The organism is Pseudoalteromonas sp. TAB23, assembly GCF_000498075.1.
In the GTDB taxonomy this organism is placed as follows: Bacteria; Pseudomonadota; Gammaproteobacteria; order Enterobacterales; family Alteromonadaceae; genus Pseudoalteromonas; species Pseudoalteromonas arctica.
The window spans coordinates 13644-31275 of record NZ_AUTP01000180.1 but is presented as its reverse complement, the minus strand read 5'-3'; the positions used below and the strand labels follow the sequence as shown (position 1 = coordinate 31275).

General features: G+C 38.6%; 16 protein-coding genes and 2 pseudogenes. 4 read left to right on the top strand and 14 right to left on the bottom strand.

Annotated elements, in window-relative coordinates; all coding sequences use genetic code 11:
- Positions 1-242, bottom strand: a pseudogene (locus L654_RS01000000125795) (catalase-peroxidase); the annotation flags it as partial.
- A 1173-nt stretch (positions 243-1415) separates the two neighbouring features.
- On the opposite strand from L654_RS01000000125795, the gene L654_RS0108825 reads away from it, so the two are divergent.
- Positions 1416-2306 (top strand): tetratricopeptide repeat protein, encoded by an 891-nt coding sequence (locus L654_RS0108825; protein ID WP_007583526.1) that lies wholly within the window; start codon positions 1416-1418, stop codon positions 2304-2306.
- A 922-nt stretch (positions 2307-3228) separates the two neighbouring features.
- Here the strand turns inward: L654_RS0108825 and deoD are convergent.
- On the bottom strand, positions 3229-3933 hold the full coding sequence (gene deoD, locus L654_RS0108815) for a purine-nucleoside phosphorylase (protein WP_024607821.1): 705 nt from the start codon (positions 3931-3933) through the stop codon (positions 3229-3231).
- Complete coding sequence (locus L654_RS0108810; protein WP_024607820.1) at positions 3933-5165, bottom strand: phosphopentomutase; 1233 nt, start codon at positions 5163-5165, stop codon at positions 3933-3935. The genes deoD and L654_RS0108810 overlap by 1 nt, the downstream gene beginning before the upstream one ends.
- Positions 5166-5357: 192 nt before the next feature.
- Here L654_RS0108810 and udk point away from each other — a divergent pair, with 192 nt between their 5' ends.
- The 3 genes and pseudogenes from udk (at position 5358) to L654_RS0108795 (ending at position 8204) form a co-directional block, all read left to right on the top strand.
- On the top strand, positions 5358-5990 hold the full coding sequence (gene udk, locus L654_RS0108805; protein WP_007583533.1) for a uridine kinase: 633 nt from the start codon (positions 5358-5360) through the stop codon (positions 5988-5990).
- Between the two features lie 17 nt (positions 5991-6007).
- Positions 6008-7185, top strand: a pseudogene (locus L654_RS01000000125790) (NupC/NupG family nucleoside CNT transporter).
- Positions 7186-7493: 308 nt separating this feature from the next.
- The gene (locus L654_RS0108795) at positions 7494-8204 is read left to right on the top strand and encodes a transporter substrate-binding domain-containing protein (RefSeq protein ID WP_010555227.1); all 711 of its coding nucleotides are present in this window, start codon (positions 7494-7496) and stop codon (positions 8202-8204) included.
- 838 nt (positions 8205-9042) lie between these two features.
- On the opposite strand, the gene L654_RS0108785 is transcribed toward L654_RS0108795, so the two are convergent.
- From L654_RS0108785 to L654_RS0108735, 11 genes are all read right to left on the bottom strand, one after another.
- Positions 9043-9252 carry a cold-shock protein gene (locus L654_RS0108785; protein WP_002959120.1) on the bottom strand — a complete coding sequence of 70 codons (210 nt, stop codon included), beginning with the start codon at positions 9250-9252 and terminating at the stop codon, positions 9043-9045.
- Between the two features lie 235 nt (positions 9253-9487).
- Positions 9488-10204, bottom strand: coding sequence for a hypothetical protein (locus tag L654_RS0108780; protein WP_024607818.1), 717 nt, complete (start codon positions 10202-10204; stop codon positions 9488-9490).
- Positions 10201-10941 (bottom strand): hypothetical protein, encoded by a 741-nt coding sequence (locus L654_RS0108775; protein WP_024607817.1) that lies wholly within the window; start codon positions 10939-10941, stop codon positions 10201-10203. Before L654_RS0108775 ends, L654_RS0108780 begins: the two co-directional genes overlap by 4 nt.
- Complete coding sequence (locus L654_RS0108770; protein ID WP_024591521.1) at positions 10928-11281, bottom strand: cupredoxin domain-containing protein; 354 nt, start codon at positions 11279-11281, stop codon at positions 10928-10930. Before L654_RS0108770 ends, L654_RS0108775 begins: the two co-directional genes overlap by 14 nt.
- Complete coding sequence (locus L654_RS0108765) at positions 11274-12587, bottom strand: ATP-binding protein (protein ID WP_024607816.1); 1314 nt, start codon at positions 12585-12587, stop codon at positions 11274-11276. The genes L654_RS0108770 and L654_RS0108765 overlap by 8 nt, the downstream gene beginning before the upstream one ends.
- Positions 12588-12613: 26 nt before the next feature.
- Positions 12614-13273 carry a response regulator transcription factor gene (locus L654_RS0108760; RefSeq protein WP_007376647.1) on the bottom strand — a complete coding sequence of 220 codons (660 nt, stop codon included), beginning with the start codon at positions 13271-13273 and terminating at the stop codon, positions 12614-12616.
- A gap of 7 nt (positions 13274-13280) precedes the next feature.
- On the bottom strand, positions 13281-13928 hold the full coding sequence (locus L654_RS0108755) for a hypothetical protein (RefSeq protein WP_024591519.1): 648 nt from the start codon (positions 13926-13928) through the stop codon (positions 13281-13283).
- 21 nt (positions 13929-13949) lie between these two features.
- Positions 13950-14720: an SDR family oxidoreductase gene (locus L654_RS0108750; RefSeq protein ID WP_024607815.1), complete on the bottom strand. Its 771-nt coding sequence runs from the start codon at positions 14718-14720 to the stop codon at positions 13950-13952.
- On the bottom strand, positions 14717-15406 hold the full coding sequence (locus L654_RS0108745; protein ID WP_024607814.1) for an iron-containing redox enzyme family protein: 690 nt from the start codon (positions 15404-15406) through the stop codon (positions 14717-14719). The genes L654_RS0108750 and L654_RS0108745 overlap by 4 nt, the downstream gene beginning before the upstream one ends.
- Positions 15399-16868 (bottom strand): AMP-binding protein, encoded by a 1470-nt coding sequence (locus L654_RS0108740; RefSeq protein WP_024607813.1) that lies wholly within the window; start codon positions 16866-16868, stop codon positions 15399-15401. The genes L654_RS0108745 and L654_RS0108740 overlap by 8 nt, the downstream gene beginning before the upstream one ends.
- A complete protein-coding gene (locus L654_RS0108735; protein WP_024592423.1) occupies positions 16865-17518 on the bottom strand; it encodes a thermostable hemolysin in 654 nt (217 codons plus the stop codon). Before L654_RS0108735 ends, L654_RS0108740 begins: the two co-directional genes overlap by 4 nt.
- Between the last annotated feature and the right edge of the window lie 114 nt (positions 17519-17632).

Genomic DNA, 17632 nt, shown 5'->3' with positions numbered 1-17632 from the left:
GCTGGCCACCAATCTTGGCTATCGGTCATTAAGCTTTTTACGTCTGTTTTTAGCGCGTCAAGATCGATTGATTTAAATGCTTCAGCGTAATTAAAGTCGCTATTGTATGGGTTTGATTTGGTGTCGTGCTGATGAAGAATGTCTAAGTTTAGGGCATTTGGCCACCAATCAGTATTGGGATTAGACGTTTTAGTATTACTGCCGTGCATGACCGGACATTGGCCTGCTTTAGGGTTGCTCATTGTGGAATCCTTATAATAGAAAAGTAAAATACTTAATCAATCAGTATTGTTGCTTATGTATTTATAACTTTTTAAAAAGTAACGGTTATTTTTATTTAATCGGCTTGCTTATTATTTAGTGTGCCTGCCTAAACACTTACGTATCCTTAATATAGGCGCATAAATTATGCTACGCCAGCCTCAACATACTATTTAAAACGATTGCTCCAATTTATATTTTTGATTAGCCTTTTGCTAATGATGTATTTAACAATAGCTTTGTAATTACGTTTAAAATAATAGTAAAAATAAATCTGATGACGCTCGTGTAAGGTATTACGTAAGATAAAAAAACAAATTAGTGAATTAACCTTAACCTTTTTACTAGACCTGTGATCGAATTGAAAAATTTCGGCGTAATGGTATGTGAAGGGTTTGAAAGTGGCTTTAATTTATTTAAAGCGCACATTGGAATACCCCCCTTCACCATGAAATTGTAGTTATATAGTTATAATTATAAAGGTGCATTACTTAAGCCCAATGCACCTTTACTTTATAAACCGAATACTTTGAGTATTCTTATATTTTTAACTAATTGAATTGAATTAAGTATTTGTTCATAAAGATTCAGTTAGTATGAGGTTGTTCTCCTGTGAATCCCTACGACATATTGTTGTTTTAAGCAGTTTTTGCCAGCTCATATTGAGCTGGTTTTTTTTTGCCTATTTTTTCCTAAAACCACCTAAGTATTAGCAAAGTGCTCATGCTTTACCCTATTATTGCTAAGCTCACTAAGCTAAAAAATTCTTACAGCTATTGCTCCTATCTAAATTAGGTCAATTTTAATCCTGAAAAGTCAACGCGCCCTAGGGCGTGTTGTTCTTTGTGGATTGAAATTTGTTCAATCTAGGGGCGATTAAATCACGGCGCGAGGTTTGTAACCTAGTGGGCTAAGTAAAAACCGAGCAACAAAGAGTTAATCGTCCCTAGAAAGAACCCAAAGGGCAGCGCATGTTTGGTATTAATGCTGCGTTATCGCCTATTTATGGGGAGTAACCACACTACATAGGCTCTACCTTGCCTAAAAACCAAACATACTGTTGCAAATTCCCCCACCAAAGTTCAACACGCCCTAGTGCCATTCAGCCCTGCATGTTAAAGTTATTACAGTAATTAATTTAATTAGGCGTACCGATGCGTTATTACCTATCTACACTTTTTGTTTGTTTAACTTTTTTTTCGGGCATAGTAAATTCTGCTGAACAAAAACCAGCAGCCCCTACAGCACAACAAGAGCAACAAGCCCTCAAACAACTTAAAGAGTCTATGTTTAAACCGCTAATGGAGCGCTACATACTCGACGAGCTAAAAGCCGTAAGGCAAGATCAACAAAAACTCCGTGAGGATGTAACTAAGCAAGTTACTCATGCACAGCTTGATACTGCAGATCGCGCATTAACGTACACTACCGATACTATTAATAATGTATTTTTTATAATTACCGCTACGGCTTCTATTTTGGTTTTAGTGGGCTGGAACTCACTACGCGATGTTAAAAACAAAGTAGAAGATATTGTAAATACACGTGTAAGTGTAATTACTGACGAGTATGAAGACCGATTAAAAATTCTTGAAGAAAAACTACGCGTACGCTCAGAAGAAATTCTCAGTAACCAAGAGCGCATATCGGTTACCAACGAGGTTCATTCGTTATGGATGCGTGCCAATTTAGAAAGTGATTTTGCGAATAAAATTGAAATATTTGATGAGATTTTAAAACGTAAACCAGAGGATGTTGAAGCCATTGCTTATAAGGCCGATGCATTATTAGAAATAAATGAAACAGCACAAGCCATTGAGTTGTGTAATCAAGCCATTGATATAGATAGTGTCTATGGTTATGCCTATTGGCAACGAGCATGTGCTTATGCACTAACACATAAGCATGCTGATGCATTAGCCGACATTAAAATGGCACTTGAATACTCTCCAAACTTACGTAATGAGCTATTACATGAGAGCGCATTTGCAAGCTTACATGACAACGACAGCTTTAATACGATAGTAGCTGGTGAAGTTGTTTAAGCACTCAGTATTTGGCCTGTATGATTAGGCGCAACATCATAAAAAAGGGCCTTGGCCCTTTTTTGTTTTTAAAGGTTCAGTTTGTTGTGTAATTAGAAGCTTTACTGCGCTCTACAAACTCTGCTCTACCGTAGAGTTAAGACCTAAAGTGATTAATTCACAAAGAGGTTTAGAGACGCTGCGCTTTTAGAGGAGAGCTTAGAAGTTAAAATAATCAGAAGTTGTGCTTCTAACATGAGCAACAAGTCATACTCTAAACTTGGTATAAACACTGCTATTCGCGCAGGTTACAAGCTTTTAAAGCAACGCTTGTACTTTTATAATGCCGAGTCAGCATTGGTTTTGCTCTTCTCATTTGCTCCTCTTTTTCTTCTCTGCGTGCATACTATTTTTTAGGGCTGTTATACACAAATAGGTTTAGAGACGCTGCGCTTTTAGAGAAGAGCTTAGAAGTTAAAATAATAAAAACAATCAGAAACTGTGCTTCTAACATGAGCAACAAGTCATACTCTAAACTTGGTATAAACACTTCTATTCGCGCAGGTTACAAGCTTTTAAAGCAACGCTTGTACTTTTATAATGCCGAGTCAGCATTGGTTTTGCTCTTCTCATTTGCTCCTCCTTTTCTTCTCTGCGTGCATATTGTTTTTTAGGGCTGTTATACACAAATAGGTTTAGAGATACTTCGCTTTTAGAGTAGTTAGCTTAAGTAATTAGAAGCTGTGCTTCGCGCGCGAGCAAGCTCTGCGCCTACAACACAGCAAATCACGTCAAAATCCGATGCAATATTGTATGGTGGCTTATTTTCTTCAGGCATAAAAAAAGCCGCATAAAATGCGGCTTTGGAGGTTTAGTCTCACTTCACTTTGGGCGTGTCTCCAAAACTTAGTGAATACGTTACCAAGGAACTGTTATGTATTATTTAAGCTATTGACTCTAATGCAATTTTAACCATTTCGTTAAACGTGCTTTGACGCTCACCAGCAGGTGTTGCTTCGCCAGTGATTACGTGGTCACTTACTGTAAATAATGCCATTGCGTTTGCGCCGTATTCAGCTGCAACGCCGTATAAACCTGCTGTTTCCATATCTACTGCTAGCATGCCTAACTTGTCTAAGTCTTTATAGAACGAGTCATCTGCTTGATAGAATGTGTCTGTCGTAAATACGTTACCTACTTTTGCTTTAATTCCTAGCTCTTTAGCAGCGTTTACGCCGTTTAAAAGTAGGTCAAAGTTAGCAATAGCAGCAAAATCGTAGCCACGTACGCGTGCACGGTTTACGTTTGAATCTGTGCTTGCACCTTGTGCAAAAATTACGTCACGAATTTTGATATCTGTGCCAATACCGCCACACGTACCAATACGTATAATATTTTTAACGCCAAAGCTTACAATTAGCTCACGTGCATAAATAGACATTGATGGAATGCCCATGCCTGAACCCATGATACTTACTGGCTTACCTTTGTAAGTACCAGTGAAACCGTACATGTTACGAACGCCTGTAACTTGTACTGCATCATCTAAAAAGTTTTCAGCAATATATTGCGCACGTAGCGGATCGCCTGGCATTAATACTGTTTCGGCGAAATCACCAACGTTTGCACTGATATGCGGAGTACTCATTAATTGTTTTCCTTTTTATTTGGCGTTTTTAGCTCATTTAAAAAGCTGTCGCCGTAATCAAGCGCAGATAAGCTAAACCACTGTGCCAGTGTTTGACCTATATCTGCAAAGCTGTTGCGTTCACCTAATGGTGTGTTACTCATACCTGGTTGGTATGCAATAACAGGTACGTATTCACGAGTGTGCTCAGAACCTGGAAAGGTTGGGTCACAGCCATGATCTGCAGTGATCATTAATACGTCATCTGCTTTTAAATGATTTAGTATAGTTGGTAAATAGTCATCAAATTCTTTTAATGCTTTTGCGTATCCTACTGGATTACGGCGATGACCAAATTTTTCATCAAAATCAACTAGGTTAGTAAAGATTAAGCTACGATCTGGCGCGCTTTCCATTACTTCGCTGGTTTTTTCTAGCAAGTTCATAAGCCCAGGTGCTTTATGCTTTTGGGTTATGCCCTGATGCGCGTAAATATCTGAAATTTTACCAATACTAATTACTTCGCCGCCGTCTTTTGCTAGTACATCTAGCAATGTCGGTGCTGGCGGAAGTACTGAATAGTCACGACGATTACCCGTTCGAGCAAAGTCTTGGCTATTTGAACCCAAAAATGGCCGCGCAATCACTCGTCCTATATTCATTTCATCAAGTAGCGCCCGTGCGATTTCGCAAACTTGATAAAGCTTCTCTAGGCCGAATGACTCTTCATGCGCGGCTATTTGAAACACGCTATCAGCTGAGGTGTAACAGATTGGTTTACCTGTTTTTACGTGCTCTTCACCTAGCTGTTCTAAAATAGTAGTTCCTGATGCATGGCAATTGCCTAAAATGCCAGGAATACCTGTACGAGCAATAAACTCGTCTATAAATTCTTGTGGGAAACTTGGCTGTGTCTTTGGGAAATATCCCCAATCAAATAACACAGGTACGCCTGCCATTTCCCAATGACCTGATGGCGTATCTTTTCCGCTAGAGATTTCTTTAGCGTAACCCCATGCACCTTGAGGAGCTTGGCGGTCTGAAATTAAACACGGTTCGCCACCGGCAGCTTCACATGCATCCACTAACCCAAGTTTTGATAGGTTAGGAAGCGACAGTGCACTGCCTGTTTCGTCGTAATATGCTTTTAGTAAGTGAGCGAATGTATTAGCCCCAAGATCGCCGAATTTATCTGCATCTGGTGCTGCACCGATTCCTAGGCTATCTGCCATTAAAATAATTGCTCTTGCCATTTTGACCTCACTTTGATTCTAGGTGGTTACTTTATCCGCTGATCGAATTTTCCGTACAGGACAAAAGTCCTGTTTCATAAAACCTAAACATTATAAATTTGCACCCTTGAGCGAAGCAAAAGAGATTAATCGTGTCTTTTTTGCTATTGTGATCTACCAACAATATATCTTTCTGTGTGGATGAGAACTTTAGTGACACGAACTACTATTATAGCCATTGCAGGCGCATCAGCGTCGGGCAAATCTCTTTTTAGCCAAACAATTTACAATGAATTGGTTAATGAGCTTGAACCAGGCGCTATCGCCATTATTGAAGAAGATGCTTATTACAAGGATCAGTCGCATTTGCCGATGGCTCATCGTACGCAAACAAATTACGACCATCCAGATGCATTTGAACACGCATTAATGCTTGAGCATTTAACGCAACTTCGTTGTGGTAACTCAGTAGAAGTACCAACGTATGATTATGCTCAGCACACGCGTAGCGCAACCACACGCCGAGTGCCAGCTGCTAAAATACTCATTGTTGAAGGTATTTTACTACTGAGTGATAAAGCGCTTAATAAAGAATTTGATATTAAGGTGTTTATAGACACACCTTTAGATATTTGTTTAATGCGTCGTATGCAACGTGATATGGAGCAACGAGGCAGAACATTACAATCTGTTGTTGAGCAATATCAGGCAACTGTTAGACCGATGTTTTATCAATTCATTGAGCCTTCTAAGCATAACGCTGATTTAGTTGTGACTCGAGGCGGCATGAACCGCGTTGCGATTGATATAATAAAAAGTAAAATTAAATATTTACTACAAGAATAACAACGGGAAACATTTGTATGACAACATTTATGAGCTTAGTAGGCATGTGTGTGCTACTAAGCATTGCCTTTGCTGCGTCAACTAATCGCAAGGCAATTAATTTAAGAACCGTTGGTATAGCATTTGCGATGCAAATTGTTATAGGCGGNCAGCCGTATCGTCGGTTATTGGTTATGCTAATGATGGTATTGGGTTTTTATTTGGTCCACTCGCCTCACAAGACACATTAGGTTTTATTTTTGCAATTCAAGTTTTGCCAGTTATCGTGTTTTTCTCAGCGCTTGTTGCTGTGTTATATCACCTTGGCATTATGGATTGGATAATTAGGATTTTAGGCGGCGGTTTACAAAAATTATTGAAGACCTCTCGCACAGAATCGCTTTCAGCAACTGCAAATATTTTTGTAGGCCAAACTGAAGCACCGTTAATAGTTAAGCCATTTATAGCAACGATGACAAAGTCGGAATTGTTTGCAGTAATGGTAGGTGGCTTAGCCACTGTAGCAGGCTCTGTAATGGCCGGTTACGTAATTATTGGCGTAGATCTTAAGTATCTTATTGCTGCAAGCTTTATGGCTGCACCAGGTGGTTTCTTAATGGCAAAAATGATTGTGCCAGAAACTGAAACGCCTAGAGATAACTTAGCTGATTTAGATTTAGATGACGAAGATAAGCCTGTAAATGTAATTGATGCAGCTGCATCAGGTGCTGCAAACGGTATGCATTTAGCACTTAATGTAGGTGCAATGTTACTCGCTTTTGTAGCGCTAATTGCACTATTAAATGGTTTATTAGGCGGTATTGGCGGGTGGTTTGATTACCCAACATTAACGCTTCAAGAAATATTAGGTTATGTATTTGCTCCAGTTGCATGGTTACTAGGTGTGCCATGGGATGAAGCGATTATAGCCGGCAGCTTTATTGGTCAAAAGATAGTAGTGAACGAGTTTGTTGCTTACTTAGACTTTATAAATTATCGCGATACGTTAAGTGCGCACACACAAGCAATTGTTACTTTTGCTTTATGTGGGTTTGCTAACTTATCATCGATAGCCATTTTACTAGGTGGGTTAGGCGGTATGGCGCCTAGTCGGCGGAAGGATATCGCACGCTTAGGGCTCAGAGCAGTGTTAGCAGGATCTATGGCTAACCTTATGAGCGCAGCAATTGCTGGGTTTTTCCTCTCGCTAGCTTAGAAACTTATTGAGATGAACACCGGTGTTGCAAAACAAGAGGATAGCGCTTTAAGGGGTTAAAGCTCTATCTGACTTGAACGATACTTCACCAAGGGCCGCAAGGCCCTTTTATCGTTTTAGGCCTTAATTTTTTAGCCTCACCTACTTCAAACTTCAAGCCACTTATCTATCTAGCCTCCTTTATAGTTATACATAACTCAAATAAACCAATATCTTAGTAACAAGTTCACATAAATAAATTTTTGTGTTTTTCATATTTTCAGCCACACTTATTATTACTTAAGCTAACCGAATGACGATTCGCTATTGTGAAATATATTCTTTATTCTCTTTTTTTAATTTGCTCTGTGTATGTTCAAGCAAAGGAAGCCCTGCTTGTTGTTACAGAGTTAGCACCACCAAACCAAGTATTGATTAATGGCGAGGTAGCAGGTGAAGGTACTCAGTTTATTAGAGATATATTTGCTGAGGCTGATCTCACACCTAACATTCAAATGTATCCTTGGGCACGTGCTTATAAAATTGCAGATGAGTTAAAAAACACCTTTATATACAGCCTTGCACGCACTGTAGAGCGAGAAAATAAATTTTATTGGATTGGACCAGTTGGACGATTTGAGCTGGGCTTTATCGGCCTATCAGAGCGTGATGATCTTATTATAAATAATACTGAACAAGCAAAAGTGTATAAAATTGCAATGCAACGCAATGACTTTTCAACACAAACCCTCACGAAACTTGGATTTGAAGTTGTTTTAACCTCTGATATTCAAAAATCATACTCTTTACTATTAGCTAAAAAAGTAGATTTAATAGTAGACGATCCATTATATATGCAGCAGATGAGCGACTACCTAAAGCTCAAACCAGCACACTTAAGGTTTATCTATAAAATAGATGAGCTAACAATTGATGCTTATTTAGCTGCGAATAAAAAAACAGATATGCGTTTAATTGAAGCACTGCAAGCTGCATTTTTAAAAATAAAGCAAAATAAAGGGCTGCCTTACGAAAGATAAATCATTGAAGATAAGTATGCTTATGGGCGACAAAATCATCTTTCATTTTTAACTTTTTATATTCTTTGTTAAATCGCTTTATGGCACACACAACTACTTACTTATTAAATGCGATGCAATTGCTAGCAAGCGCACAAAGATGTAATTTTTGCAGCCTTTCAGCACCTTCCCCACTTTATAGTCAAAGGTTCCAGCTGATGCATTATTGTCATTATGAGCCCAAAATTAGATCTATTTTTCTTTTTAAAAACAAATCCATATATTGTTTTCGCCTCCAAACATTAGTAAGTTTTTACCCGCTTTAAAACCAATTTTATTTACTATGATTCGTATATATCACCCCTTACAATTTTAAAGAAAACTGCTTTGCATCTTTTTGATTATTTATACTAATACCAATTCCAATAAATAGAGGTTCACGTTCGGTGTTTTCGCTATTGAAACAATGCCTAAGTGAGGGTCTTTATGAACTAAGTTATAAGCACGCTTCCAAAGAAGCAATTTAAACTCGCAGGTTATATCAATAGCTGTGCAAATATCTTTTACAATATCGAGAGTACTACTAACAAGCTGGTCTTTGTCGTTTTGAATTTGTTGTTTTGAAATTATAAGGGAGAAATGTTCGGTATAAGTTACAAGCTTCAACTCACTTGCATTAGCGTAATGGTTTAGAAGAATGACTTAGAAGAATAGAAAAACAAATATTAGGAGGGGCTTAATAATAGCAATATCATTTAGTTAATTTACATTGATAATGGACGTTGCTTGGTTTGAGTCAAATTTCAGACACAAAAAAAGCGCCTTAAGCGCTTTTTTTCATTTTACTTAAAAAGTAAAATTATACAGCTGTGATGTTATCAGCTTGTGGACCTTTTTGACCTTGTGAAAGAGTAAACTCTACACGTTGGCCTTCAGCTAAAGTTTTGAAACCTTCGCTTTTGATTGCTGAGAAATGTGCGAAAACGTCTGGGCCATTTTCTTGCTCGATGAAACCAAAACCTTTAGACTCGTTAAACCACTTAACTGTACCTGATACGATGTTAGACATTGTAATATCCTGAAATAAAAATAAAAATATGCTCATAAGAGCGGGTGTAGCAAAAAATGAGATGGTACTTTAAAAACTTCAGGACGGTACTACAAGTATTACTTATATCGAAATGGAGATTTATAGCTTACATGCTTTCTTTCTAGCTGCGGCCCACTATATAGAGTTTAAATAATATGTCAAGTACCTATCTATAATCAGAATAATAAACAACCAAAACTACTTTTAGTTGTTGTTAAAATTCAAATTCTAATGCGAGCCTAAAACTATGGTTTTTTTCTGATTGGCTTATCTCAGTGATGAAACCCGCTTCCCATTTTAATTGCTTTTGCCCATCAAAGCGCTGTAAACCTATAAAGCCAGGCCCTATACCAATAAAGTCTTCACCTACGTAAACCTCTATAGAAGGCTGGAAAGCAGAGCGATATCGATAGCGATATTGTGCTCTAAACTCACTTTCCCATTCGTTTTTAATGTCTTGCCCCCACTCATAAACCAAAAAAGCGTTTAGCGTAAGACTTGTTTTTCCAAATTCTTTTTCGATCACAAAACCCGAGGTTGCCTCATACACATCTTCGTTATGTTTTTTTTCAAGCTCAAATAACGCGCCCCAATCAGCCCATAATTTACCTTGCTCAATTAATTGCCAACGTAGCTCAAGCTCATAAGCTTCTAAACCAAAATCGCCGTTATCGTCTCGCTCACCAACTAAATAGCCTTCCAGTGCCATTGTATCGTTAATAGCACCACCGCCACCCAAACGCTGCGCTAGTATGTTGCCACTATCTGTTTGGTGCGACACTAATCGCCACTCAAACTCACGCTCAAAAGGCAAAACATAGGGGTGATATACCTTATCAACAACAATACCATCAGCCTTTACTTGGATTGAGAATACCAACAAACAAAGAGCGGTAAAACTAAGCGCTAAATATAGGTTGAGTGCTTTCATACACGTTCCTTAGTTATTGAAGCTGGAATAACATAACAAAGTAATAAAAATAACACGCTGCTTGTACTATATATAAGTACACTCATTAAATCAGGAGTGGCCTCGTAACCAACAAGAGCACGTAGTACGCGGCCTAGCTCAGAGTTTTCGTTTAACAAATCACGTAAATCCCACACTGTTGAGGTGTTTGTAATTAAATCTATTTGACTCGCTAAATCCAGTGCAACTAATAATTTAGCCGCGCTGTTAAAAGCAAGCAAAGTAAAAAGCGGATACATACCAAAACGGTGCTTAATTGCATTCATTAAAAAGTACAGCAATACGCTAAAACTTAAACAAATTCCAACACCTAATAAAGTGCCAATAAATAAGCTTTGCCCTGCATCATTATTTTGCCAAAAACTGGTGAGGTAAATAATATAGTGGCTTAAATAGAGCGTTATTGTGCTTATAACTGCGATATAAAATGCCGCTGACTTTTGCTTTAGTGCAAATACCAATACAGCAATAAATATAGTGATACATAGCCCTATTTGTGAGTACTCTAACCCTTGGTGTTCAAACCACTGGCTCACCCACGACGCACTTTGCATGTACAAAAACGACATTACCGCGCCTATTACTAAAGCAGACCCTATTTTTAAAAAGCTTTGTTTTTTAACTACTTGCAGTAGCACTAATAAAATAGCCACAGGTAGTAATTGATTAAGGCTCATGACTAAACTAGTTATTAGCATGCTGCGCCCCTTCATCGCTAACTATAACAACGCCCCTTGCTGTATTTGGCGAAAACTCACCAAAAAACTCGTAATGCCCTTTACTTAGCGGTCCTATATAAATAATACTTTTACGATTTGGGTAGAGTACTTTTTCTCTGTTTAGATCAAAGCTATCAAACTCTTCTGGTGTACTATCTTGGTTTTCTATCAATAGTTTTACTTTTTTATTTGCGGGAATAATTATTTGCGAGGGATAAAACAAATGATCTTTTAAAATAATAAGGTACTCTTTACTCGCCGCGTTAAACGACAAAAATAGCAAACAACAAAGACATTGATTAAATAAACGTTTAGTCACTTTTTACTCCTGTAAAAGTAACCTTAACGGTTAGTCCGCCTAAAGGGCTATTCGCTAAATGAATACTTGCGCCATAAATAGCAATTATGTGTTGAACAATCGCCATACCTAAACCCGCACCTTGCTCGCCTGATGGATGTTGATCGCCACCCACGCGATAAAAGCGATTAAATATTCGGTCTTTTTGCTCTTCGGTCATGCCCGCACCAGAATCATCAATTTGCCAACTAAAGCCGTTATTACTTGACGCTAATTTAATTATAATTTGACCATTATCAGGTGTGTATTTTATGGCATTGCTAAGTAAATTAGCGATGAGTGTGGTTAATGTAAATTCATCACCATTAATTACAAAATCATCACCTTCGAGGCTAATCGTTTGATTTTTTCCGTCTATTTTGTCGTATTGCTCCGATACAACTTGCTGAGTAATCGCTAGCAATGACTGCTCGCTAAACTGCCTCTGCCATTGCTCAGGCTGAGTGCGCCCTAAAATTAGCATTTGTTCAACAATATTACTTAAGCGATTAATGCCTTGTGACATTGCTTGGAGTTCTTGATGGTTTTGCGAGTTGCTTTGCTTACTAGCTAAATTGTGTACATTAATTTTTAAGCTACTGAGCGGGGTACGTAATTCGTGAGCTGCATCTGAAGCAAAAAAGCGCTCTCGTAAGTAAGCGGTTTCTACTCGTTTAAATAAATCGTTTAAACGATTAATAACAGGTTTAATTTCTTCGTCGGTTACCTGCCAGTTAATTGGCGTAAAGTCGTTTGCTTGGCGAGTAGCCAACTGCTTAGATAGTCGGGTAAGAGGGGCTAATGCGTATTTAACAAAAAAACTTATAAAAATAGCAAGCAGAGGGACAGCCCATAACATAGGTAACATTGCAGATAAAATAACGGCTTCAGCTAATTCAAACCGCTTTGACATAGGCTCAGCAACGATGACTTTACGGGTATTTTTTCTCATCACAAACACTCGCATGCGCTGCCCTGCTACATTGGCAGTTTGAAAGCCCTCGCTAAAACTAATTTGGTTATTTGATAAACTCGATGAGCCACTAAGTAAACTATTATTTTGCCAAATTTGATACAACAACTGAGCACTATTATTGCTTACTTGTACTGCATTTGTGCTTAGTGCTAATGGTTGTTCAATTAAAACGCCAGCCACTATTTTAAGTTCATTATCAAGCAAGTTTTCGCCGTGGTGCATGCTTTTTTGATAGCCTTTTACTAATGCTAAAAAGCAAGTAAGCACCATCATTGAAAGTAAAATTAAGGTCAGACGTTTACGAATAGACATTTTCAACCTCGAAAGATAAACACACCCTAACGCTTACCAACCACGTAACCAATGCCACGTAAGGTTTTAATAAAATCGCTAGGGAATTTTTTACGAAGATGATGAATATGCACCTCTATGGCATTAGAGCCAACTTCTTCACCCCATTGGTAAAGTTTGTTTTCGAGTTGTTGTTTTGATTGCACCCTTCCCTGATTTTCCATCAGCGCTTTTAAAAGCATGTATTCTTTACGCGGCAATGTAAGTGATTTCCCACTAACTGTCACCGTATGCGCTGAGCTGTCTATTACGACTTCTCCGTATTGTAACAAACTAGATTGAGTTTGATTAACACGTCGACTTGCTACACGTAGTCGAGCAAATAACTCAGCAGGATCAAACGGCTTTGCAAGGTAATCGTCAGCGCCCATGTCAAGCCCTTGGACTTTGTCATCAATACTGCCGCGAGCAGTTAAAATAACCACCGGAATAACTTTTTTTTGCGCTTTAATATGCTTTAAAACTTGCGAGCCGTCGCCATCAGGTAATCCTAAATCGAGAATAACAAGCTCAATTTCACCACTAGAAAGGCACTCTAAGGCGTGTTTTACTGTGCCACTATGCTCTACGCTGTAGCCCTCTTGACGCAAAGAGCGAATAAGCCCTTGCGCCACTAAATGATCGTCCTCAACGAGTAATAAATGCATTATGTGTTTATCTTTTTAGTTTTTTATCTACTTTTACCAATAGCTGGCTTATTGCTTGTTGGCGATATTTATCTGCTTTTGCACGAGTATCACGAATGCCCGCGGCTTGTGCTACAAGTAGTCGTGCTTTAGCTTGTTTATAATCGCCTTCGTCATACAAGTATTCACCGTATAAGTAATTAGTATCAATGCCTTCGAGATTAAAAGCGAGCGCTTGTTTAAATAATTTTTCAGCTTTGTCGTCATCACCAAAACCAATTGGCCAACCAGGTACTTTACTGTAAAGCGTTGCAAGGCTTGCGTAAGCTGAGCCATTTAGTGCAGTGCCATCAATTGAGAGTGCATTTTCGAGTGACGTTTTTGCCTCTTTTGCTAAACCAAGTGCACCCAACCCGCCTTTTGCGCCTGCAAAACTGGCTAACACAATACCATTCCAAATATGTGTTTGTGCCGAGTTTGGGTAGTTTTTAACAAACAATGCACTTTGCTCACTTAGTTGTGTAAACGCATCTATTTGCGCATCATCTTCAAGTTCGTAGTTAGCAATTGCCCACTTTTGTTGAATAGAGGTTAAGTCTTGTGTTTCATCTGCGTGTACTGCGGTTGCAAATACAGTTGTTAGTACTAAATAAAATGCGAGTGTAAATTTATACATAATTTTGCCCTTGTGTGTTTGTTAACTTAAAAAACGTTTAATTTTAGGAAGTTGTTTTGCAATAGCGTTATCAACAACGCTTGGGAATGCGCCATTTATGCGTGCAAATAATTTTTCAGGAAAACCAATAAAACGCCTTGTTTGATTCGAATTTATAAGCACTAATAACTCTTGAGCAACTAATTCTGGCGAGTCCATTTTATTACCGAGTTCTTTATTCATTGCACGCGCTTTACTGCTATTAATGGATGTATCTGTTGCTCTAGGCGCTAAATAGGTCACTTTAACGCCTGAGCCGTTAAGCTCACGCGAGAGCGCTTCTGTAAAACCACGTAAACCAAATTTACTGGCGCAATAAAGTGTTTGAAACGGGTAACCAATGCTGCCAAACGATGAGCCCACGTTAACAATGGTGCCTTTGGTATAGTGTAACTGCCCTAAAAATAGCTGGCATAATTTAATAGGCACCGACAAATTAGTAACGAGCATATTGTCTATTTGCTCAGAACTTGTGTGCTCTAAGCTTTGCATTGTATTTATACCGGCATTGTTAATAAGTAACTTAACGCCACCGAGTTGCTTGGCTTTTATTGCTAAGTTAATGCGTGTTGTATCGTCGGTTAAATCGCCAGCAAATATTTCACTGTCTGGGCATGCACTACTGAGCTCCTCAAGGGCTTGCGTATTTCGCCCTACAAGCAGTAACTTCCACCCTTTTGCATGTAGAGCTTTAGCAATAGCTTGCCCTATTCCGCCTGTTGCGCCGGTTAACACACATAAAGCGCTACTCATGCCAATTTACCTTGTGCACTTGCTTTAAAAAACGGTTCGTCATCGAGTCCACGAAATATATCGCCGTATAAACGATAAAAGCGCTTTGCACCATGTAGTATGGCTTGCTGATCCGCCTCATCTGTTATTTGGTTCATTAGGTTTTCAAAAAACTTTACATGCTCTATGTCAAGTGCGCCGTGAGAGGTTAAATAACTAAATGCTTTTTTAGGTAAGCCCACAGCATTTGCAATGTTTGAAGCCGCACCATCAGCAAGCGCTATAGAAGTGCCTTCAAGCACATGCACCATGCCAAAAAAGTTCAATGGATTTTTACGTGCAATACTGTCGTACGCATATGACACCATCATTTCGGTAGCAAATTGCGGCTGACTACACCGAACTGTTTCTTTGTCAAAACCACAGGCTGCAATATCATTAAGTACCCACTCTTGATGACCTATCTCTTCTTCAATGTATTCTGCGATGGCTTCGCGCAGCCATTCTTGATCGTCGGTTAATCGTGCACCAACCGACATCATTAATGGCACGGTGTGCTTAACATGGTGATACGCTTGCGCTAAAAACGAGGCGTATTCTTCAAGTGATGCTTCGCCTTTAAAAACACGCTGAATAATAGGCGCTGCAAGCAAGTAGTTTTGCTCTTGTTTAGTTTGCTCTTTAAGGGTGTTAAAAAAATCACTCATTAATTACTTCTCCAAGTCGGTAAAATTGATCAAACACAGCATGGTACTGCTTACTTATGGCATCTCGTTTTGGACGATTATTTGTGGTTAATAATCCTTGTTGCACACTTAATGGGGCAGCTAAACGATGCCATTTTTGAATTCGTGCATAGTCAGGTAGTTGTTTATTAATTGCGTTAATGTATTGAGCTAACACTGGGTTACTTAGCTTTGAATCGGCGTAAATAATGGCGGTTAAAAAAGGTCGACCTTCACCAAACACAACCGCTTGTAAAATTCCGCTTTGACTTAGTAATAGTGATTCAGGCCACTCGGCACTGATGTTGCGACCCATGCTGGTAATAATTAGGTTTTTTAATCGGCCTTTAATAAATAAAGTATTTTGATGCTGATCGACCAGATCGCCGGTTGCATACCACTGGTTTTTGTTGTGAGGTTGATGGTTTAAGTAACCTAAAAACAAATCGCCTTTTATAAAAAGCTGGCCATTTTCAATTTTGGTTTGAATATGAGGTAACACAGAGCCTGCACTGTGAAGGTTATCGTTTGTGGGCGTATTTAAACTAACTACAGATGCCGCCTCAGAAAGCCCATAACCTTGGTAAACCGGTAAGTTTAAGCTACGCGCTTTGGTTAATAGCATTTCGCTGACACGCGCACCACCTACTGCAATAAACTGTAACGAACTAGGCGGTTGCCACCCATCTTCTGCAAAAGTAACTAAGCATGCTAATAGTTCAGGCACTAAAATAAGCGTATTTGGCTTAACTTTATCAATCGCAGCTATAAGCTGTGCGGGCTGTTTTAATGCAGTTCCAACAAATCCTAATTCATTTAACGGCATTAAATGCACTGTACCGCCACTTTTTAAAGGGGCATACACACCGGCTATATTTTCAAGCAATACAGCAAGCGGCAATAAACATAAATGAACAGGCTTTTTAATATTAATTTTATCGCACAGAGATTGGGCTACCTGCATTTGACTCTTTGCAGATAAACACACGCCTTTTGGTTGCCCAGTCGATCCTGATGTAAACGTTACTTTTTGAGTTTCTGGAAAATAACTGACGGCTTTAGCTACAACAATTTCGTAAATATATAACGTGTAAAACTCAAACATAGTAATCAATGCAGTAGGCTCCCCAAGTAAAGGGTTTGCCGTGTCGCTAATAAATAAATGTGCGCCACATTGTGCTAGTACATATTGAGTTTGTTGTTCACTAAAAAAGTGAGCAATTGGCACAGCCACTTTATTAGAAACTGCAGTAGCGGCATCAATAACAAGCCAAGCTGGCGTATTATCGAGCTTATAAGCGACACATTTGCCGTTAAAGCTTTGTAGTATTTTTACTACTTTTTGTATTTGCTGGTTAAACTCATCACCGTTAATTTCAAGTGTTTGCTCTTTATTATGGGCAATAATTAATGGCGGTACTGAATGTGTATTATAGTAATTCATACATTCACCAATGCATTTACCAAAGAATTAATACTTGAGTGGTTTTGCTGCATCAAACTATAAAGCATTGGGGTATTTAATACTTGTTGGTGAGCTTGCTCTAGGCTCACAATGCATACTGTTGGTTGGTTGGCGTAATAGCTGCCCCACTTTAATGGGTTCTCAACTACAAAACTGCTCGCAAGTGCAATTTCAGTACACGTAACACCAAGTAAGCGCAATAAAGCACGCACTTTGTTGGTTGCACAAAACACTAAATGTTTTGCCCCCACACTTTGCAGAGCTTCGTTAACAATAATAAAATGTGCAAGTGTTGCTCTTCGATTTGTAGAGCAGAGATTACCAAGTTCAAAAATTTTATTGCGAGAAATACTTTCATCTAAAAAATCTTCAACGGGTGATGCTAAATATTGCTCAATAAACAATGGCGAAGTTGCTTGCCTTAGCCCTAACGTGCACTTTCCTTGCTCGGTAACGTATTGGCAAAGTAGGGGCATAAAAGAAGTAAGCTTAGCGTTATACGCAACTAAAAAACCTTCTTTCACTGTATTTTCGAGATTTTTTCGATGCACATCATCAATACGAGCACTAATAAACTGACTGTTATTTTGTGTTAAATCTAATGATGTAGAAGTGTGGGCTAATTGCATAAGCTCGCTCATTTAAACCTGTTTATATTTCAGGGTTTAAACTTAACGAGTGAAACTTAAAGAAAACTTAAGAAAAAATTAATTTAAATAAAAAAGCGTCTTAAGTGTTAAATC